Source organism: Actinoplanes sp. TBRC 11911, from assembly GCF_012933445.1.
Lineage (GTDB): Bacteria > Actinomycetota > Actinomycetes > Mycobacteriales > Micromonosporaceae > Actinoplanes.
In genome coordinates this window covers 285,192-305,020 of sequence record NZ_JABBNC010000002.1, presented here as the reverse complement: position 1 = coordinate 305,020, position 19,829 = coordinate 285,192, and the positions used below count along the sequence as shown (strand labels likewise).

20 protein-coding genes are annotated in these 19,829 nt (G+C 68.4%); 15 read left to right on the top strand and 5 right to left on the bottom strand.

Annotated features, from left to right (window positions below; translation table 11 throughout):
• Positions 1 to 571: 571 nt before the first annotated feature.
• From HH310_RS04495 to HH310_RS04450, 10 genes are all read left to right on the top strand, one after another.
• Positions 572 to 1,276, top strand: coding sequence for an ABC transporter ATP-binding protein (locus HH310_RS04495; protein ID WP_169174087.1), 705 nt, complete (start codon positions 572 to 574; stop codon positions 1,274 to 1,276).
• An 88-nt stretch (positions 1,277 to 1,364) separates the two neighbouring features.
• Entirely contained in the window at positions 1,365 to 2,075 is a 711-nt protein-coding gene (locus HH310_RS04490; protein ID WP_169174086.1) for an ABC transporter ATP-binding protein, read from the top strand.
• A gap of 1 nt (position 2,076) precedes the next feature.
• The gene (locus tag HH310_RS04485) at positions 2,077 to 2,961 is read left to right on the top strand and encodes a branched-chain amino acid ABC transporter permease (RefSeq protein WP_169174085.1); all 885 of its coding nucleotides are present in this window, start codon (positions 2,077 to 2,079) and stop codon (positions 2,959 to 2,961) included.
• Positions 2,962 to 2,986: 25 nt separating this feature from the next.
• Positions 2,987 to 4,024, top strand: coding sequence for a branched-chain amino acid ABC transporter permease (locus HH310_RS04480; protein WP_169174084.1), 1,038 nt, complete (start codon positions 2,987 to 2,989; stop codon positions 4,022 to 4,024).
• Positions 4,024 to 5,283, top strand: coding sequence for an ABC transporter substrate-binding protein (locus HH310_RS04475; protein WP_169174344.1), 1,260 nt, complete (start codon positions 4,024 to 4,026; stop codon positions 5,281 to 5,283). Before HH310_RS04480 ends, HH310_RS04475 begins: the two co-directional genes overlap by 1 nt.
• A gap of 76 nt (positions 5,284 to 5,359) precedes the next feature.
• Complete coding sequence (locus HH310_RS04470; RefSeq protein ID WP_169174083.1) at positions 5,360 to 6,103, top strand: SDR family oxidoreductase; 744 nt, start codon at positions 5,360 to 5,362, stop codon at positions 6,101 to 6,103.
• A complete protein-coding gene (locus tag HH310_RS04465) occupies positions 6,100 to 6,876 on the top strand; it encodes an SDR family oxidoreductase (protein WP_169174082.1) in 777 nt (258 codons plus the stop codon). Before HH310_RS04470 ends, HH310_RS04465 begins: the two co-directional genes overlap by 4 nt.
• Entirely contained in the window at positions 6,873 to 7,865 is a 993-nt protein-coding gene (locus HH310_RS04460) for a phosphotransferase family protein (RefSeq protein ID WP_169174081.1), read from the top strand. The genes HH310_RS04465 and HH310_RS04460 overlap by 4 nt, the downstream gene beginning before the upstream one ends.
• Positions 7,865 to 9,058: an acyl-CoA dehydrogenase family protein gene (locus tag HH310_RS04455; RefSeq protein WP_169174080.1), complete on the top strand. Its 1,194-nt coding sequence runs from the start codon at positions 7,865 to 7,867 to the stop codon at positions 9,056 to 9,058. Before HH310_RS04460 ends, HH310_RS04455 begins: the two co-directional genes overlap by 1 nt.
• A complete protein-coding gene (locus HH310_RS04450; RefSeq protein ID WP_169174079.1) occupies positions 9,055 to 9,645 on the top strand; it encodes a TetR/AcrR family transcriptional regulator in 591 nt (196 codons plus the stop codon). The genes HH310_RS04455 and HH310_RS04450 overlap by 4 nt, the downstream gene beginning before the upstream one ends.
• Before the next feature lie 8 nt (positions 9,646 to 9,653).
• On the opposite strand, the gene HH310_RS04445 is transcribed toward HH310_RS04450, so the two are convergent.
• Entirely contained in the window at positions 9,654 to 11,426 is a 1,773-nt protein-coding gene (locus HH310_RS04445) for a hypothetical protein (RefSeq protein ID WP_169174078.1), read from the bottom strand.
• A gap of 208 nt (positions 11,427 to 11,634) precedes the next feature.
• Between HH310_RS04445 and HH310_RS04440 the strand changes: the two genes are divergently transcribed.
• The 5 genes from HH310_RS04440 (at position 11,635) to HH310_RS04420 (ending at position 16,072) form a co-directional block, all read left to right on the top strand.
• Positions 11,635 to 11,868, top strand: coding sequence for a helix-turn-helix domain-containing protein (locus HH310_RS04440; RefSeq protein WP_312033829.1), 234 nt, complete (start codon positions 11,635 to 11,637; stop codon positions 11,866 to 11,868).
• Positions 11,869 to 11,958: 90 nt separating this feature from the next.
• On the top strand, positions 11,959 to 12,912 hold the full coding sequence (locus tag HH310_RS04435) for an RNA polymerase sigma factor (protein WP_169174077.1): 954 nt from the start codon (positions 11,959 to 11,961) through the stop codon (positions 12,910 to 12,912).
• A gap of 88 nt (positions 12,913 to 13,000) precedes the next feature.
• Positions 13,001 to 13,891 carry an alpha/beta hydrolase gene (locus HH310_RS04430; RefSeq protein WP_312033828.1) on the top strand — a complete coding sequence of 297 codons (891 nt, stop codon included), beginning with the start codon at positions 13,001 to 13,003 and terminating at the stop codon, positions 13,889 to 13,891.
• A 276-nt stretch (positions 13,892 to 14,167) separates the two neighbouring features.
• Entirely contained in the window at positions 14,168 to 15,172 is a 1,005-nt protein-coding gene (locus tag HH310_RS04425; RefSeq protein WP_169174076.1) for a hypothetical protein, read from the top strand.
• Positions 15,173 to 15,193: 21 nt separating this feature from the next.
• Entirely contained in the window at positions 15,194 to 16,072 is an 879-nt protein-coding gene (locus HH310_RS04420; RefSeq protein WP_169174075.1) for a hypothetical protein, read from the top strand.
• A gap of 25 nt (positions 16,073 to 16,097) precedes the next feature.
• Here the strand turns inward: HH310_RS04420 and HH310_RS04415 are convergent, their stop codons facing one another.
• The 4 genes from HH310_RS04415 to HH310_RS04400 are packed head-to-tail and all read right to left on the bottom strand — an operon-like array spanning position 16,098 to position 19,799.
• A complete protein-coding gene (locus HH310_RS04415) occupies positions 16,098 to 16,706 on the bottom strand; it encodes a DUF6886 family protein (protein WP_312033827.1) in 609 nt (202 codons plus the stop codon).
• Positions 16,703 to 17,791, bottom strand: a complete 1,089-nt coding sequence (locus HH310_RS04410; RefSeq protein ID WP_211191714.1) for an alcohol dehydrogenase catalytic domain-containing protein — start codon at positions 17,789 to 17,791, stop codon at positions 16,703 to 16,705. Before HH310_RS04410 ends, HH310_RS04415 begins: the two co-directional genes overlap by 4 nt.
• Positions 17,788 to 19,185: an aldehyde dehydrogenase family protein gene (locus HH310_RS04405; RefSeq protein ID WP_169174074.1), complete on the bottom strand. Its 1,398-nt coding sequence runs from the start codon at positions 19,183 to 19,185 to the stop codon at positions 17,788 to 17,790. Before HH310_RS04405 ends, HH310_RS04410 begins: the two co-directional genes overlap by 4 nt.
• Positions 19,182 to 19,799 (bottom strand): TetR family transcriptional regulator, encoded by a 618-nt coding sequence (locus HH310_RS04400; protein WP_169174340.1) that lies wholly within the window; start codon positions 19,797 to 19,799, stop codon positions 19,182 to 19,184. The genes HH310_RS04405 and HH310_RS04400 overlap by 4 nt, the downstream gene beginning before the upstream one ends.
• Positions 19,800 to 19,829 lie beyond the last annotated feature (30 nt).

Sequence of the window (19,829 nt, the reverse complement as noted above, 5' to 3'; positions counted from 1 at the left end):
ACCCATGCGCCGGCCGCAGCAAGAGCCGCCACCCATGCGCTGGGCACAGAATTGCGCCACCCGATGCGCCCAGTACAGCAAGAGCGATGATCCCATACACGGGCGCTCGGCCCGTGGCGGCGATCAGCTGGGCCAGCGCGGGGCATCTCGACGCGGACGGTGCCGAAGGCCTGCGATCTCCCCGGCATGACGATCCACGGGCGGCCGGGCTCCGGATCTCATTGGCCGCGACGATGCGTTTCAGCTGGTCAGCGTGTGTGTATCGGGCCACGCCCATGCTGGCGCGGCCCGAATGGCCGAGCACGCCGCGACGGGCCGCAGGGGCGCGCCTGGAGATCACCTGGGCGGGGCTGCGTGGCGATCGGCTGAGACTTCGAGGTCGGCGGCGCGCAAACGCGCCGCAGACATCAACAAAGGTCTATTCTGACGCGACTACGTCGGCTGGGAAGCGGTTGGTTAACAAGGGGATATCAGCGGGTTGACGAGGCCGCCTAGAAAGTTACACTCCAAGTGTAAATAGTTGACCTTCACGCTCCACATCGGACTTCCACCGGTCCTGCCCGAGGTGACCATGTCAACACCTGATCAGGGGCTTGCCCTTCACCATCTGACGGTCCGCTTCGGCGGGCTCCTTGCTCTCGATGACGTCTCGTTGCGGGTGACACCGGGGCGGGTCGTCGGCATCATCGGGCCCAACGGGGCCGGGAAGACGACGCTGTTCAACGTCGTGTGCGGGTTCGTGGGCGCGCAGGCGGGGTCGATGACCCTGGACGGCCGTCCCTTTCGGGCACGGCCGCATCATCTGGTGCGGCACGGCATCGCCCGCACGCTGCAAGGCGTCGGCCAGTTCAACGGGCTGAGCGTTCTGGAGAACGTGCTGGCCGGGGTGCGTTCCGGACGTAAACCGGAACAGCAGGCCGCCGCAGCGCTGGAGCGGTGCGGCATCGCCGAGCACGCCCGGCAGATGCCCGCGACCCTGCCGTATGCGGTGCGCAAACGGGTCGAGCTCGCCCGCGCCCTCGTCTCGAAACCGCGCATCCTCATGCTCGACGAACCGGCCGGCGGGCTAGACACCGACGAGATCCGCTGGCTGGAGACGCTGATCCGGGAGGCGGACACCACCGTCATGCTGGTCGAACACCACATGGATCTGGTGATGTCGGTGTGCGACGAGATCCTGGTGCTCGACTTCGGCAAGCCGATCGCGTTCGGGCCGCCCGACACGATCCGCAACGACCCCAAGGTCACCGACGCATACCTGGGGGCCGCGGCATGACCACGCGACTATCTGGGAGCTTGCGGGGCCGCAGCATGACCACCCGCAACCACCCCAAGGCCACCGACGCGTATCAGGGGGCCGACGCATGACCACGAGCGAACCCCTCCTGGACGTCGCGGGGCTCAACGCCGGCTACGGCGCGGCGCCCGTCCTCCGCGACGTCTCGCTCAGCGTCCAGGCGGGACAAATCGTCGCGGTTCTGGGGGCCAACGGCGCCGGCAAGACCACGCTTCTGCGCACCCTCTCCGGCCTGCTTCCGGCGACCAGCGGGAGCATCACCTTCGACGGGATCGACCTGCGCCACGTCAAGGTCGAGCGGATGGTGCGGCACGGCATCGCGCACGTGCCGGAGGGGCGCGGCGTCGTCACCGAGCTCACCGTCGAGGAAAACCTGCGGCTCGGTGGGCTCTGGCGCGGGAAACCGAAGCTGGACGACGTCTACGAGCTGTTCCCGCCGCTCGCGCAACGTAAGAGCCACCTCGGCCACCAGCTCTCCGGCGGTGAACGGCAGATGCTGGCGATCGGGCGTGCCCTGGTCGCGCAACCCCGGCTGCTGCTGCTCGACGAACCCTCGCTGGGCCTCGCTCCGAAGGTCACCGCGCAGATCATGGCGCTGCTGCGCGACCTCCGCGACCGTACGGGATTAGCGGTTCTCCTGGTCGAGCAGAACGTGCGCAGCGCCCTGTCCGTCGCGGACGTCGGCATCGTGCTGGCGCTCGGGCGCATCGCCACCAAGGACACCGCGTCCGAGCTCGCCGGCAACGACGACCTCCGGCACGCCTACCTGGGGTTCTGACATGGACCGATTCCTGTTCCTCACCTTCGACGGCCTGAGCCGGGGCGCGGTGTACGCGGCGTTCGCCCTGGCCCTGGTCCTGATCTGGCGCGCCGCCCGGATCGTCAACTTCGCGCAGGGTGCGATGGCGGTGGCGACCGTCTACGCGGGTTACTCGGTGACCAACGCGACCGGCTCGTACTGGCTGGGCTTCGTCGTCGCGATCGTCGGCGGGCTGGTGCTCGGGGCGGCGGTCGAGCGGGTGGTGATGCGCTTCGTCGACCATTCGTCGCCGCTCAACGGCGTGGTCGTGGCGCTCGGGCTCGTGCTGATCATCCAGGGCGTGCTCGGGATGATCTACGGCAACGAGTTCCTGCCGGCGCCGACGGCATTCAGCCGGGACGCGTTCGAGGTCGGTGGCGTGGCTCTGCTGTCGCGCTACGACATCTTCGTGTTCGCCTCGGTGGGCGCGGTGGTCGTCCTTCTCACGCTGCTTTTCACCCGTACGCCGACGGGGCTGCGGATGCGCGCGGCAGCCTTCGCCCCGGACGTGTCACGGCTCCTGGGCGTACCGGTGGGAGGGATGTTGACGTTGGGTTGGGCGCTCGCCGCCGCGGTGGGATCGCTGGCCGGGTTGCTGGTGATCCCGACCGAGCTGGGACTGCACCCGACGGCGATGGACGTCGTCTTCATCTCGGCGTTCACGGCGGCGGTGCTGGGCGGTCTGGACAGCCCGATCGGCGCGGTCATCGGTGGCCTGGTGGTCGGTCTGCTGCTGTCGTACGTGAGCGGTTACCTGGGCGCGACGGTGGCCCCGATGGCGGTCCTGATCCTGCTCGTGGTCGTGCTGCTCGGACGCCCGGACGGTCTGTTCACACGCGCCAGGACGAAAGCGAGGGCGGCATGACGAAAGCGTGCCCGGGAGGCGTCTTATGACAATCGTCCGCGACCGGGTCGCCACCACCCTGCACGCGCTACCGGGAAAAAGACGGATAAATCCGATCCTGGTGGTTGTCGTCGCCGGGGCGATCATCGTGGCGCTCACCTACACGCTGCCCGCCTTTCGCACGTACCAGCTGGCCACGGTCGGCGCCTACTTCTGTGTGACCGCCGGGCTGACCGTCCTCACCGGACTCAACGGCCAGCTCTCCCTGGGGCACGGCGCTCTCATGGCCACCGGCGCGTACACGCTGGCCCTCTGGCAGAACAAGTTCAACATGCTGATCCCCGGCGTCATCGTCGCGATCCTGGTGACCACGGCGGTCGGCGCGATCATCGGCCTCGCCGCCGCCCGGCTCCGCGGCCCGTACCTGGCCGGGCTCACGCTCGCGGTCGCGGTCGTGGTCCCGTCGATCAGCAGCACCTTCGACGGCACCTTCAACAGCGACCAGGGGCTGCCCGTCGCCTTGAACCCGCCGCCCGAGTCGATCCTCGTCGAGCAGTGGCAGGCCTGGGTGTGCTGGATCGCCGCGCTGGTCACGGTTCTCGCGTTGGCGTACCTGACCCGGGGTCGTTTCGGCCGGGACATGCGCGCCGTGCGGGACGACGAGACCGCCGCGAAGCTCGCCGGCATCAGCGTCGCGCGTACCCAGGTCCTCGCGTTCGTGGTCTCGGCGGCCTGCGCCGGGCTGGGCGGCGCCCTGTTCGCGGTGCTGTCGCAAAGCGTGTCGCCCGGCGCCTTCCCGCTCACGCTGTCGCTCTTCCTGCTGATGGCGATCGTGATCGGCGGTCTGGGCCGGCTCGTCGGCGCGCTGATCGGCGCGTTGCTGCTGGTCGCGCTCCCGGCGATCGCGCAGGAGATCGGCCAATCGGCCGGCTCGCAGCGGCTGGAGGGCAACCTCGCGCTCACCTTCTTCGGGGTCGTCCTGGTCGTCGTGATGATCGCGGCGCCCGGCGGCCTCACCTCGATCCGATTGCGCCGTACGAAAACAACGCGAACCCGTAACGAGCTCAAGCAGAAAGGCCGATGATGAAACGCACCGCGTCCGTACTCGCCGTCGTGCTTCTGGCCGCCGGTTGCAGCAACGGGACCAGCAATAGCGGGGGCAGTTCCGGGAACACCCCGGGAGTGACCGACACCGAGATCGTGGTCGGCACGCACATGCCGCTGACCGGCCCGGCCGCCGCCGGATACTCCAAGATCGCGCCGGCCACCAAGGCCTACTTCGACTATGTCAACGCGAACGGCGGCGTGAACGGCCGCAAGATCACCTACAAGATCATGGATGACGGCTACAACCCCGCGAACACCCAGACCGTCGTACGCCAATTGGTATTGCAGGACAAGGTTTTCGCGATTCTGAACGGCCTGGGCACCCCGACGCACACGGGCGTACTCGACTTCCTCAAGACGAACCGCGTGCCGGACCTCTTCGTGGCCAGCGGCAGCCGCAGCTGGAACCAGCCGGAGAAGTATCCGGACACGTTCGGCTTCAACCCGGACTACACGGTCGAGGGCAAGATCCTGGCGTCGTACGTCAAGCAGGAGCACGCCGGCAAGAAGGTCTGCTTCCTCGGGCAGGACGACGACTTCGGACGCGACAGCCTGGCCGGCATCGAGAACATCCTCGGTCCGGTCACGGCCAAGCAGTCGTACGTGACCAGCAACCCGAACGTCGGCCCGCAGATGGGCGCGCTCAAGGCGGCCGGCTGCCAGGTCGTCATGCTCGCGACCGTGCCGGGCTTCACCGCGCTGTCCATCGGCACCGCCGCGAAGATCGGCTTCAAGCCCGCGTTCGTGGTCAGCAACGTCGGCTCCGACCCGACCACGCTGGCCAAGTCGCTCGGCCCGGCGGCCCCGCTGCTCGAGGGCGTGGTGGCGGCGAACTACCTGCCGCTGGCCAACGACACCGCGAACCCGTGGATCCAGCTCTACACCAAGGTCAACACCCAGTACAACAACAACGCCGAGCTGGACAACAACGTCGTGTACGGGATGTCGGTCGGCTACCTGTTCGTGCAGGCGCTGCAGGCCGCCGGCAAGGACCTCACTCGCGACAAGATCATTCAGGCGGTGGAGAAGGGCGGCTTCACCGGTCCCGGCCTGGTGCCGGTGCGCTTCTCCGATAAAGATCATTCCGGGTACGCCGGTGAGCAGCTCACCACCATCAAGGGCGGGCAGGCGGCGTACTTCGGCACGCCGTTCACCACCGACGACGGCGACGGTGCGGTAACCGCGTCCACGGCGGCCCCGGCGGTACCCCCGGCCAACGGGATCCCCGCGTCCTGATCTGGCGAGCGATATGCACCTTGATTAGTGTTTGCACAAGCAATGCAAGAACCGGGCGGACCAGAGGAGTTGGGCGATGTCGGACCAAGTGGCGATCGTGACCGGGGCCAGCAGAGGAATCGGCTTCGCCATCGCCCAACGCTTCGTCGCCGAGGGTTACAAGGTGTGCATCACCGGCCGTAAACCCGAGGCGCTCGAACAGGCCGCCAAGGACCTGGGCGGCCCCTCGGTCGCGCTCGCCGTGGCCGGCAAGGGCGACGACCCGGACCACCGAGCCGCGGTGATCGACACCGTGCTGGGCGAGTTCGGCCCGATCACCACGCTGGTCAACAACATCGGGATCAACCCGGTGTACGGGCCGCTGGGCGAGATGGACCTCGGCGCCGCCCGGAAGATCTTCGAGGTCAACATCATCGGCACCCTCGGCTGGGTGCAGGAGGCGTTACGCGGCGGCCTGTCCGAGGGCGGCTCGATCGTGAACCTGTCGTCGGTCTCGGGTCTCACCGCGTCGCCGGGGATCGCCTTCTACGGCATCACCAAGGCCGCGCTGCTCCACCTCACCAAGGAGCTGGCCGTCGAGCTGGCCCCCAAGGTCCGCGTCAACGCGGTCGCCCCCGGGATCGTCAAGACCCGGTTCGCCTCCGCGCTGTACGAGGGCTACGAGGACGAGGTCGTCGCCACGTACCCGATGGCACGCCTCGGCATCCCGGAGGACGTGTCCGGCGCGGTCCATTTCCTCTGCTCGCCGGACGCGGGCTGGATCACCGGTCAGACCATCGTCATCGACGGCGGGTACACGCTGACCGGGGCTGCGCGGTGAGCAGGGTCGTCGTCACCGGCGCCGGCGGCGGGATCGGCGCGGCCCTGGCCCGCCGGTTCGCCGCCGACGGCGCCGAGGTGATCGTCAACGACCTGGACCCGGCGGCCGCGCAGGCGGTGGCCAGCGACATCGGCGGGCTGGCGGTGCCCGGCGACGCCGCGAACGAGGACGACACCCGGCGACTCGTCGAGACCGCGTGGGCCGAGCTCGGCGGGATCGACCTGTTCTGCGCGAACGCCGGCACCCTCACCGCGGGCGACGAGGCCACCCCGGACGACGACTGGTCGCGGGCCTGGCATGTCAACGTGATGTCGCACGTCTACGTGAGCCGGGCGCTGCTCCCCCGCTGGCTCGACCAGGACACCCCGAAACGCCTGGTCATGACCGTCAGCGCGGCCGGTCTGCTGTCCCTGCTCGGCAGCGCGCCGTACTCGGTCACCAAGCACGCGGCACTGGCGTACGCGGAGTGGTTGCGCGCGACGTACGCGCACCGGGGTTTGATCGTGCAGGCCCTGTGCCCGCAGGGCGTGCGCACCGACATGCTGAACCGGGGCCGCGAGCGGGGCAGCGCCAGCGCCAAGCTGCTCAGCGAGAGCGCGCTGGAGGCCGAGGAGGTCGCCGCGATCGTCGCGAAGGCCCTCGAAGGCGACAGCTTCCTGATCCTGCCGCACGCCGAGGTGGCCGAGTTCTTCCGGCTGCGGGCCGCGGACACCGACCGCTGGCTGGGCGGGATGAACAAGATGCAGCGCACGTTCGAGGCGGGCATCCGGTGAAGGGGCTCGATCTCGAACGCCTACGGGCGTACCTGGGAACCGGGCGCGAGCTGACCGGCAGCATGTTCGCCGGCGGCCGCTCCAATCTCACGTACGCGGTCAGCGACGGCGAGAACCGCTGGGTGCTGCGCCGGCCGCCGCTCGGGCACGTGCTGCCCACAGCGCACGACATGGTGCGCGAGCACCGGGTACTGGAGGCGTTGTCGAAGGCGGGTTTCCCGGCGCCGCATCCGATCCTGCTGTGCACCGACCCGGACGTGATCGGCGCGCCCTTCTACCTGATGGAACACGTCGACGGCACGATCTACCGGGACGTCGACGTGCTGGCGTCGATGGGTCCGGAGGCGATGCACGCTCTGACATTGTCCCTCGTGGACACTCTCGCCGACCTGCACGCGCTCGACCCGGCGGCGATCGGGCTCGCCGACTTCGGGCGTCCGGAGGGCTACAACGCGCGCCAGGTCGCGCGGTGGAAGAAACAGCTCGACGCGTCGCGCGGCCGTGACGTGCCCGGGCTCGACGAGTTGCACGCGCGGCTCGCGGTGCACATCCCGGCGGGCGGGCCGGGCACGGTGGTGCACGGCGACTACCGGCTCGACAATGTGCTCATCGGCGACGGGCTGCGGATCAGCGCGGTGCTGGACTGGGAGATGTCGACGCTGGGTGACCCGCTCAGCGACATCGCGCTCATGATGGTCTACGCGGGCCGGCCGTTGCAGATCCGCGACGGCCGGGCGATCGCCCCGATCGAGATCCCCGGCCATCCGAGCCTGTTCGAGATGGGCGCCCGGTACGGCGAGCGCAGCGGCCGGGACGTCAGCGACCTGCACTGGTACGTGGGCTTCGCCGCATTCAAGCTCGCCGCCATTCTCGAAGGCGTGCATTATCGCTACGTTCACGGCCAGACCGTGGGCGAGGGCTTCGACACGATCGGCGACATGGTGGGCCCGCTGGTCAGGCGCGGCCACGAGGCGCTGGAGGGGTATTGATGGACTTCGGCTTCGATGCCAAGACCGAGGACTACCGTAAGCGGCTGTCCGCGTTCATGGACGAGCACGTCTACCCGGCCGAGGGTGCCGTCGAGGCGTACGGCTGGGAACCGCCGCCGGTGATCGAAGAGCTGAAGGTGATCGCCAAGCGCGAGGGCCTGTGGAATCTCTTCCTGCCCGGGACGCACGGCGCCGGGCTGACGAACCTGCAGTACGCGCCGCTCGCGGAGATCACCGGTCGCAGTCCCACGCTGGCGCCGGCGGCGTTGAACTGCGCGGCGCCGGACACCGGGAACATGGAGGTGCTCGCCGAGTTCGGCTCCGAGTCGCAGCAGCGCCAGTGGCTCGACCCGTTGCTGGACGGCACGATCCGCTCGGCCTTCGCGATGACCGAACCATCCGTCGCCTCGTCGGACGCCACGAACATCGGCACCCGGATCGAGCGCGACGGCGACGACTACGTGATCACCGGGCACAAGTTCTACATCAGCGGCGCGATGAACCCGAACTGCAAGATCTTCATCGTGATGGGCAAGACCGATCCGTCCGCGGCCCGCCACGTGCAGCAGAGCATGATCCTGGTGCCGCGCGACACCCCGGGCCTGACGGTCAAGCGCGGGATGACGGTGTTCGGCTACACCGACGGCGATCACGGTGGCCACGCCGAGATCATTCTTGACTCCGTACGCGTCCCCGTGTCCTCTTTGATCGGCCCGGAGGGCAGCGGGTTCGCCATTTCGCAGGCCCGTCTCGGACCGGGACGCATCCACCACTGCATGCGGCTGATCGGCATGGCCGAACGCGCTCTGGAACTGATGTGCACGCGGGCGCTGTCCCGTTTCTCGTTCGGCAAGTCGCTCGCCGAGCAGGGGGTGGTGCAGGACTGGATCGCCGAGTCGCGGGTGCGCATCGAACAGGCCCGGCTCCTGGTCTTGAAGGCCGCCTGGCTGATGGACACGGTCGGCAACAAGGGCGCGCACACCGAGATCCAAGCCATCAAGATCACGGTGCCGTCGACCGTCGAGTGGATCGTCGACAAGGCCATCCAGACGCACGGCGCGGCCGGGGTCGGCCAGGACACGCCGCTGGCCCGGATCTGGGCGAACACCCGTACGCTGCGGCTGGCCGACGGCCCCGACGAGGTGCACAAACGATCGCTGGCCCGCCGCGAACTGAAACGGTATTCGTCGTGACCGCGTCCCCTTCGCCGCAGCGTGTCGACGGCCGGACCGCACGTTCCGAACGCACCCGCAACGCGATCGTCGACGCCCAGTTGCAGCTCATCCGCGAGGGCGACCTGCGCCCCACCGCGGACCGCATCGCCAAGCAGGCGGGAGTCTCGCTGCGCGCGTTGTGGAGCCACTTCGCCGACATGGAGGCCCTGTTCGCGGCGTCCGGCAAGCGGGTGCTGGAGCTACGAGACGCGGCCCACAAGCAGATCAAGCCGGACCGCCCGCTGGCCGAGCGTATCGACGCGTACTGCGCGCAGCGGGCCCGCCTGCTGGAACAGATTGGCCCGACGGCAAAGGCGGCCGCCATCAAGGAGCCGTTCTCGGAGACGCTGCAGCGGTACCGGAAGCTGCACGTGGCCCGCGTGCGAGACGAGCTGGCAACGCTGTTCGCCCCCGAGATCGACGGCAACGACGAATTGCTGAACGCCTTGACGGCGGTGTCGATGTGGCCGACATGGTCGACGTGGCGCGAGGCGATGGGCATGTCGGTGCCCGCCTCCCGTCGGGCCCTCGTCCGCACCGTGACGGCGCTGCTGGCCACCCCGTAGCGCTCAGATCATCCGACGATCCGCTCACGCGCGGCGATCGCCCCGGCGAGCAGCACCTCGTCCCAGCGCATCTCCGCGTCGGAGTCGCCGAGGTAGATCTCGACCCGCCGGCGAGGCGTGATCAACCCGTCCACCCGGTCGAGCACCGGCCGCGCGTGCGGCCCCATCGTCGCGAACAACCGCAGCACCTTCGGCCCGAGTATGTCGTCGAACAGGAACTTCGGCAGGACCTCCAGGAGTTCGAGGGCTACCGCGGGACCTTCCTGAAGCCATAGCGCCCGAGCCGCTTCCACCACCCCGTTTCCCTGCTCCTGGAAGAAACTCCGCACCTGCTGGCGCTGACGGGCGGTGAGAACGGCGTGCTCGGCGAGCCAGGCCAGCAGTTTCGATCCGAAGCGGCTCTGGCGAAGCTCGGGCGGGAGTTCCGCGAGATCCCGGTCCGACGTGACTTTCACGAGAGCGGACAGCGCAGCCTGCGTCGAAAATTCCCGTAGCGACGGCGCCGCGGCCACGGCGGCCGGCCCGATCCTTCCGAGGACGTGAAACGTCAGGTCGGGCGTGTCGTTCTCGACTTTCCCAAACCTGGCGTGGAGCTCCGGCACCGCGGCGGCCGCGGCCGGTCCGAACGCGGCCAGCACTCGCATCGGCAACTCCGGTTCGGACGAGTCCGCGTGTGCGGCCAGCATCTGACGCGCGGCGGCGACCGGTGCCTGCGGGTCGGCGCCCGCCGCAGCAACAGCGTTAAACGCTTCGACCAGTCGGGGCTCGTCACTGCCGGCGAGCATCAGCCGTACTAGGTACGGCACCGCTCGGTGGTCGCCGACGCAGCCCAGCGCGGTGGTGGCCACCGCGCCGAGATCCGGGTCGTCCATCACCGCCGCGAGATCGGCGGCGGCGAGCCGGGTGGCGGTCAGCGACGCCGCCAGCGCTCGCACCGCCGCCGACCGGACCTCGGAGGGCTCTTCCCGAAGGAGACCGGTCAGCACAGGCGTCAACCGGCCAGGCGCAGCCCGCCATTGCCGCATTGCTCCGACCGCCATCCGGGCACCTTCGAGCCTGACATCCAGGCTCTCTGCCTCGTTCGCCAGCCGCTCCGCCCAGGCGCAGCAGTCCTCCTCCCGGTCGAAGCGGGTCATCGCCCGTGCCCAGTACTGACCCGCCGTCCACCCAAGACGAGAGCCCGGTGCCCCCAAGACACCGACGCATGCGTCAATCTCAGCACGGATCGCGGCGTCCAGTACCGGCCAGGCCGCCGAGTCCCAGCCGAACGTGGCACAGGTTGCCAGCAGCCGGATGGCCGGAACGGAGTCCGATCGCAGACGTTCCAGGATGGCTTGATGCCCGGCCACCTTGTACCAGGGAATACCGTCTACCAGGTTGATCCGGACGCCCGGATCGGCCGAGGCGTCCAAGGCCGCGACGGCCCGATCGGGTTCGGCGGTATTCACCAGTACTGTCGCCGCGATACGCCGCACCTGCGCATCGACGTCGCTCAGGGCCGGCTCGGCGGCATCCGCCATCAGGGGCCAGCCCGGGGGGTGGCCGGGTAGCTGGTCGCTCAACTGGTCCAGCAGCTCGAAAACCGTCCGGCGAGCCGACACTCGGCGATCGGTCGTGAAGGTGAGCAGGCGGCGAGTCAGCGGCCCGTCCCGGTCGGCTCGAACCCAGTAGGAGATATGCGACCGCACATCGCTGTCACGGACTAGGACGTCACCCGAGAGGATGCCCGCTTCCAACCATCCCCAGTCGCCCAGCGGCGACACCAGCACCGGGCCGCTCATGCGCCCTTTCCACACATCACGAACCTGATCTTAATCAATGGCTCGGATCCCGCCTCGCGTCACGGCACCGCGGCTTTGACTTTGTGTTTGGAAGCGGCTTGCCACGGCCTCGGCACGCTGCCCGCCGCCTCTATCGACGTATGTTACATGTGATTAGAGCATGTGCATAGAGAGAGATCCCAGTTAGGACACACGTAGCGTCTGCTCTGTGAATGAGATCCCCGACCACGGCGGTGTACTGCCGGGCGAGCTGATGGGCGCCGCGGAGATCCAACGACGGCTTGGCGTCGGCCGGAATAGGGTTTACCAGCTGACCCGGGATCGTGATTTCCCCGCACCCTTCCAAACACTGATCATGGGATCGGTCTGGCGCAAGCACGACGTCGAAGCCTGGATCACGGAGCACCGCAAGGCTCTGGTCGAGGACCCCGAAGGCCAGTAGCAAAGAGCCCTCCGGGAATGCCGTCCTGATCCCTGTCGTTGTTGTGCCACTGAGCGCGCAGGCGCCGACAATCCGGGGGACGACACGACGATGGCTGCAACGACTCTCCTTCCGTCCGACGCCGACCTGACCGCTCGGGCGCAGGCCGGTGACGGCGATGCGCTGGCGGTTCTGCTCGCGCGGCACGAAGCCGGCATGAAGGCCGTGGCGCTGCGCATCCTGGGCCGCGGCCCGGACGCCGAGGACGCCGTCCAGGACGCGATCCTCATCGCGCTGCGGAAGATCGGGGATGTCCGGGACGGCGTCTCGGTCGGGGCCTGGCTGCGGATGATCGTGCGCAACGAGTGCCGCGCCCGCTTCCGCCCGGCCCGCGAGATTCCGGTGCTGACCGACCCGGACCGGGTGACCGGCGATGCGGGGCCGGAGGCGCTGATCGAGAACCACGCCCTGCGCGACTGGATCTGGGCGGCCATCGAGGGACTGTCGCCGTCGCTCCGCCTGACCGTCATGTTGCGATATTTCAGCAATGTCACGACATATGACCGGATAGCGGCGCTCTGCGACGTGCCGATCGGCACGGTCCGAAGCCGGCTCGCCGCCGCCAAGACGCAGATGGTCGATCTCCTGGCGTCGAACCGCGAGGCCGCCCACGACGACTCGGCCGCGCTGAACGCGGAGCGGCACCGGGACGGAGTCGAACTGCTGGCCGCCGCCCAGCGCGGCGAGTTCGCCGCGGTCGTCGCCGACCGATGGGCACCCGACGTCCGGTTGCAGGGCGGCATGGGTGAGCGCGGCGGACGGGACATGCTGCTCTGGGGGATGGACCGGGATCTGACGGCGGGGATCCACCAGCGGGTCACCAGCACCGTGGCCAGCCGTGACCTGACCATCTGGGACAACGCCATGACGAGCCCGTCCGACGACCCGGATCATTGCCCGCCCGCGGTGACCTGGCTGCTGACCCACGAGCAGGGGCGGGTGCAGAGCCTGCGGCTGTTCTTCCCGGTCCCGCCGCGTCGATACATGGGCGCTCCCGTGGGGTGACGATCGTCACCGGCGCGTGGCGAACTTCTGCCCGGCCTCCTCTCTCTTGACGGCCGTCCTGGTCTGAAGCACGAGAGGGAATACCATCGTGACCACGCGAATGGACCGGCCGCTGTCGGCCGGTCAGCACACCATCGAGATCGACGGAGTGACCCAGCGCTACCACGTCTTCGGCTCCGGGCCGGTCTGCATCGTGCACCCGGGTGGCCCCGGATTCGACTGGGGTTACCTCCGTATGCCGACCGTGGAGCGGTCGCTGACCACCGTGTATGTCGAGCCGATCGGCACCGGAGGGTCGGGTCGGCTGGCAACGCACCCGGACGGCTACACCCGGGAGCACTACACCCGCGCGCTCGACGGCCTCATCGATCACCTCGGGGTCGATCGGCCGCATCTGCTCGGCCACTCCCACGGTGGCTTCGTCGCCCAGTACTACGCCTACACGCGCGACCGGCTAGCCGGAGTGACTCTGTACGAGAGCGCGGCGTCGGTCGGCCCCGAACACTTCGCCGAGGCGAACCGGAACCTGCAGGCGTTCGCGAAGCAGCACGCCGACGATCCGCGGCTGGCCGACGTTGTGGAGGCATGGCAGTCGGTGCCCGCGATCGCCGACGACAACGGTTTCACGACCGCGGCCCAGCGCCTGTTCCCGGTCTACTTCGCCGACTATTGGGACAGGGAGCGCGAGTTCGCCGAGGCCCGGACGGCCGTCCACGGAAGTTACATCTCCGGACTGGACGACTGCCACGCGCCGCAGACCATCGACGACCGCTCGGCTCTAGCCAGCATCACCATCCCGACGTTGGTGGTCGTCGGCCGGCACGACTTCATCTGCGGCCCCCGCGCGGCAGACGAACTGCACGCGGGAATCCCGGGCTCACGGCTAGTCGTGCTGGAGAAGAGCGGCCATTTCGGCCACCTCGAGCAGCCCGACGAGTTCGCCCGCGCGGTCACCGACTTCGTGACCTCAACCCCATAGCTCTTGGAAGCGGCCGCCGTGCCCCAGCGCGCCGGCCGCCGCCGAGCCGACTCTCTCGGTCGATCAACGGAACAGTCCATCCACCAGCTAACTTTCCTGAAAACCAGACTTGATTGATACAGTAAAGTCTAGTTTTCAGGAAAGTTCGCTTTGGTTTGCGGACTTTCCTGAGTCAGGAAAGTCCGATTTTCCGGAAAGTTCGGAGCAGGTTTGTTGTCTGAGCAGGGATTACTTGAGCGGGCCCTGGAGGTAGTCCGCGGGGTCCTGCCTGACTACATGACTGTTGAGCCTCAGGCTGGCGAGACCCGCCGAGAGCGTGATGCGGTGTGGTCATTGAGCGAGCCGGCGAGCGGGGTCACCGATCTGCTCGTCGAGGCGAAGACGCGGCTCCTGCCAAGACAGGCCGCACAGGTGTTCGACGGGCCGGCCACCCGCCGGGCGCTTGACAGCGGGGCGACCTTGCTAGTGGTGGCCCCGTGGTTGAGCCGCCGAACCCAAGAGGTTCTCGAGCGACGCGGCGTCTCCTTCCTCGACCTGGCCGGCAACGTTTCGCTGACGGTGCGACGGCCGACCGTCTTTGTCCGCACACAAGGCTCCGATCGAGATCCATCGCCGCATCCGCAACCGGCACCGACGCTGCGCGGTCCGAAAGCGCGACGCCTCGTTCGCACACTCACCGACTTCCAGCCGCCGTATCGATTGACGGCGTTGGCCGAGTTCAACGAGCTCAGCCTCGGCTACGTCTCGAAACTGATTGACCGGCTGAACGACGAGGCGATACTCGACCGCCCCGGTCGCGGTGAGGTAGAGCGCGTGGACTGGCCAACCTTGCTGATGGCGGCAGCGCAGGAGTACACGCCGTGGAGCGGCCGGTCGGCGTGGACGTTCGTGTCTCCGTCAGGCGCTGCAAAGTTGTACGAACGGCTGACTGACCCCGGTGCTCCCGAGACGCTCGTTACAGCGTCCTTCGCCGCGCGGATCATCGCGCCGATCTCGGGCGCGGCGCAGCTGGTCCTCTACTGCGACGACCCGGATGCCATGCGCACATTCGGGCGTCTCGTGCCCTCAAACCAGGGTGCCGACGTGGTCTTGATCCGCCCCGATGACCGCTGGGTGAGACAAGGAGCCCGCACTGTGGACGGGGTGAAGCACGTCGCTCCCAGTCAGCTGGTACTGGATTGTGCGAACGGCCCAGGACGTGTGCCGGAGCAAGGCCGCGCCGTGGTGGAATGGATGCGAGGGCACGAAGATCATTGGCGAAATCCAATGTTGACCGGTTAGCTCGTTCGCTATCATCTCGCGATGGTTTTCGCCGTCGATGTCGAATACGTCGCTGCCCGCCGGGCACTGTTGGACGCATTATTCGCGCTTGAGAAGCACCCCAGCCCCATCGTCCTCATCGGAGCCCAAGCCGTATACCTCCGAACCGGAACCGCAGAGTTCGACATCTCCGTTGATCCGAGCACGACGGACGCTGACCTCGCACTGAATCCGGCGGTCCTCGGCGCCGATCCGCAGCTGGAAGACGTCATGGCGGCGGCAGGCTTCGCCCGGACCACGTGCCAGCCCGGAGCATGGCTCACCAATATCCGGCTGGCCGATGGCATTTCTCGGACTGTCGAAGTCGATCTCATGGTGCCGGAGGCGCTCGCCGGTCCGGGGAGCCGCGCGGCTCGGCTCCCTGACCAGGCAAAGCACGTGGCCCGCCGAGGTCGCGGACTGGAAGCCGCAATGATTGACAACAACCCTATGGTGATCACAAGCTACGAGGAATCTGACGTCCGAGTGGTCGAGGTCGCCGTCGCAGGAACCGCGGCGTTGCTCATCGCCAAGGCGCACAAACTGTACGAACGCATCAAAGCGGAGACCGTCGAACGCAGACCGACCGACCGGGTAAGGCCCAAAGATGCCGGCGATGTCTTTCGGCTGGCGGTCCAAGCCGAACCACCAGATATCATCGGCGGGCGCCTTCGTAAACTGGCGCAAGACGACATGGCCGCCGAAGCAGTGGTAGACGGAATTGGCTACCTCGAAGAACTATTCGCACGGCGACGGACGCGTGGCGTAGGGCTGGCCATCAAAGCACTCAGTACCGGCGGCGGCGTCCCGGCAGAACGCATCGAGGTGCTCCTGCCCAATTACATCAACGAACTGCTCGCCGCCTTTCGTAGCACCGCCTGACAACAGGCGGAACGGCCTGCCGGTATCAAGGAGTGGATTCGGACCACCCAAGGCATCGAGGGCGAGTAGAGAGGTCCGACGGTGACACGGCGACCGCACGCGGGCTGGCGTTTCGTAGGCGGATGCCGCTGAAGGCGAGCGTGCTCCCCCGGACCTCGTCCCAGAACGGCCACAGGTTGTCCAGCAGGCGCAGCTGGATGCCCGCCCGCGCGTGGCACTCGATCAAGTTGCCCACCGGTGACGGCGCGGCCAGTGGCACCACCGGCGAGGTCGCCACCTGGGCATAAGGCTCGGTGTACAGGGACGCGATCGGGCGGAACTGGTCGGCCGCGAAACGGTACGCGTACAGCGTGGTCGTCCGCATCGCCTCCCACCACGCGTACTCGATGGCGTGGACCCGCTCGCCGCAACCGGCGCCGACGATGCGGTCACGGTCTACATCGGACGTCGACGGGCCGGCCCAGGCCATGGCGCGCGGGCACTGCCGGGGAAACCAATAGCTCGGCGCCTGCGAGGCATCCACCGCCCAGACGTACGCCTCCGGTTGGCTCGACGTCGCGGCCACGTGCGGCTCGAAGCGCGTGATCGTCGGGTCCTCGGAGAAGTGCAGCACCTCGCCCGGCGCCGGCCTCACCAGAGGACCACGGAACGGGCGCCCTCGCCGCGGGCCATCTGCTCGAACGCCAGCGGCACGTCGGAAAGCTTGATGCGGTCGGTGATCAGGTAGTCCAGTTTGAGGACGCCCGACATGACGTCCGACGCGAGCGAAGGGATCGCCACGTCCTGGTCGGCCTGGCCGTACACCGATGAGCGCAGCGTGCGCGACGAGGAGAAGATGTCGAGGGCCGACAGCGAGACCAGGTCGTCGTTCGCGCCCATGCCGACCACCGTCACCTTGCCGCCGCGACGGGTGGCCCGCCACGCGGCGCGGATCGTCTGCGAACGGCCCACGCACTCGAAGGCGTGGTCGGCGCCGCGACCCGACGTACGGGATCGGATCTCTTTGGACAGAGTGTCGGACGAGACCACGAAGTCGGTGGCGCCGGCCGCCAAGGCCAGGTCTGCCTTCGCCGACGAGACGTCGACGGCGATCACGTCGGAGGCGCCTGCCGCCCGTGCGGCCGCCACCACCGACAAGCCCACCCCGCCCAGGCCGATCACCACGACCGATTCACCCGCGGCCACCTGGGCCGTGTTGCGGACCGCGCCGGTACCGGTCAGCACACCGCAACTGAGCAGCGCCGCGACATCCGCGCCGAGCGACTGCGGCACCCGGATGACCGCGTTCTCGGGGGCGACCACCTGGTCGGCGAACGCGCCGAGGCCCAACGCCACCTGCACCGGTACGCCGTCGAGCGTCACCCCGTTCGCCAGCGAGGCCGCGCCGGACGACGTCGAGCACAGCCACGGCTCGCCCTGCCGGCAGAACCAGCACGTGCGGCACGGCGGCTGCCAGTTGAGGACCACGAGGTCGCCGACCGCGGCGCGGGTGACGTGCTCGCCGGCCTCGACCACCTCGCCGGCCGCCTCGTGCCCGAGCACCAGCGGATATGCCGGCCGGATCGTCCCGTTCACCATGGACAGGTCGGAGTGGCAGACGCCGGCCGCCCGGATCCGCACCCGGACCCGACCTCGCCCGATCTCGGGGAGCCGTAACTCGGCCACCGACGGCCGCGCGCCGGGCTCGCGGACCACCACGCCGTTGAAGTATGCCGTCATCGCTGAATCGCCTTTACCTGCTGGAATTCGGCCAGGCCGTGCGAACCCAGCTCGCGTCCGATGCCGGACTGCTTGTAGCCGCCGAACGGTGCCAGCGGGTTGAACGCGCCGCCGTTGACGTCGACCGCGCCGGTTCGGAGGCGCCGGGCCACGGCCAACGCCCGTTCGTCGCTGCCCCACACGCCGCCGGCCAGCCCGTACCGGGAATTGTTGGCGATGTCGACGGCCTCGTCGTCGCTGCCGAACGGGATGATCGACAGCACCGGCCCGAAGATCTCTTCTTGGGCGAGTTCGCTGGACGGGTCGACATCGGCGAAGACGGTCGGAGCAACGAAATGCCCGACGGCCGGCACCGGTGCGTCCGGTCCGCCGGTGACCAACCGCGCCGTCGCGCGCTCGACAAAACCAAGAACTCGCGCACGCTGGGCGGCGGAGACAACCGGGCCCAGCCTGGTGGACTCGTCGAACGGATCACCCAACGAGTAGCCCGCGGCGGTCTTGGCGGCCAGCGCGACCGCCTCGTCGTACAAATCGTGGTGTACGAGCATGCGGGTCCACGCCGTACACGTCTGGCCGGAGTTGAGCAGCGCGTTGCCAACACCGATCTTCACGGCCTTGGTGACGTCGGCGTCAGAGAGGATCACGTTGGCCGACTTGCCACCGAGCTCGAGCGACACCCGGGCGATGCGGTCGGCCGCGGCGTGCGAGATGAAACGGCCCGTCGCGGTGGAACCGGTGAACGAGACCATGTCGACGTCGGGGTGCCCGGCGAGCGCCGCGCCGACCACCGGGCCGGTGCCGGTGACCAGGTTGAACACGCCCGCCGGCAGGCCGGCCTCGTCGGCCGCCTCGGCCAGCAGGTACGCCACCAGCGGGGTCAGCTCACTGGGCTTGAGCACGACCGTGCAGCCGGCCGCGAGCGCCGCCGCCACCTTGGCCATGACCTGCTGCAACGGATAGTTCCACGGGGTGATCGCGCCGACCACGCCGACCGGTTCGTGCACGACCAGCGAATTTCCCACGGTTTCCGCGGGCGCCGGGCGAGCGGCGAGATCGGCGTACGACCGGAGGACCGCAAGTGGAAGGCCGGTCTGGACCCTCGACGCGATCTTGAGGGGTGCGCCCATCTCGAGCCCGATGGTGCGGGCGATCTTCTCGGCACGGGTGGACAGGCAGCCATGTAATCGGTCGAGGAAGCCGGCACGCGAAACCATCGGCAGGCCGGCCCAGCCGTCGAAGGCGGCACGAGCCGCGGCGACAGCGCGATCGACGTCGGTCGCCGTGCCGGACGGCACCCTCGCGATCTCCTCCTCGGTCGCCGGATTTTCCACGGGGATGGTGTCGGTGGAGGCGGGGGCGACCCACTTGCCGCCGATATAGAGATGCGAGGTCATCGGTGAGTCCCTACCTCCAGGCCGTTGATCAGCAGGTCCAGTCCGAGCGCGAAGGCGCCCTCATCCACCGCTACATGATGCGCCGCGAGGCGGTGCGCGCGATGCAGGTGTGGATAACGTTCGTAGAGCGACGGGTCGATGTGGAAACCGAGCGCGAACGACCCGAGGGCGGATCCGGTGACCAGATAGCGCATCAGGGCACCGATGTGGGTGGCGCGGGCCGGGCTGAAACCGGCGTCGATGAGCGCGCCGTAGACGGTGTCGGCCATCGCGAGCGCGAACGGCCGTCGACCGGGCCCCTGCGCCAGCACCGGAACGACGTTCGGATGCGCGACGAGCACGGCATGGTACGACAGCGCCCACCGGCGCAGTGCCTCCGGCCATGGGAAAGCCCCGAACGCGGACACGTCGACCTGTTCGATGACCGAGTCGGCAACCGCGTCCACAATGTCGGCTTTAGTGGCAAAATGATTATATAAAGACGGCCCTTGTACGCCCAACTCGGTGGCAAGCCGGCGCACCGAGAGCGCTTCCAGCCCTTCCTCGTCGACCAGCTCAGCGGCCGCATCGACGATCCGCTGCCGGGTCAGAAGCGCCTGTCTGGGGCGAGCCATGGATTCCCCTAAATACTGGACCGGCAAAAC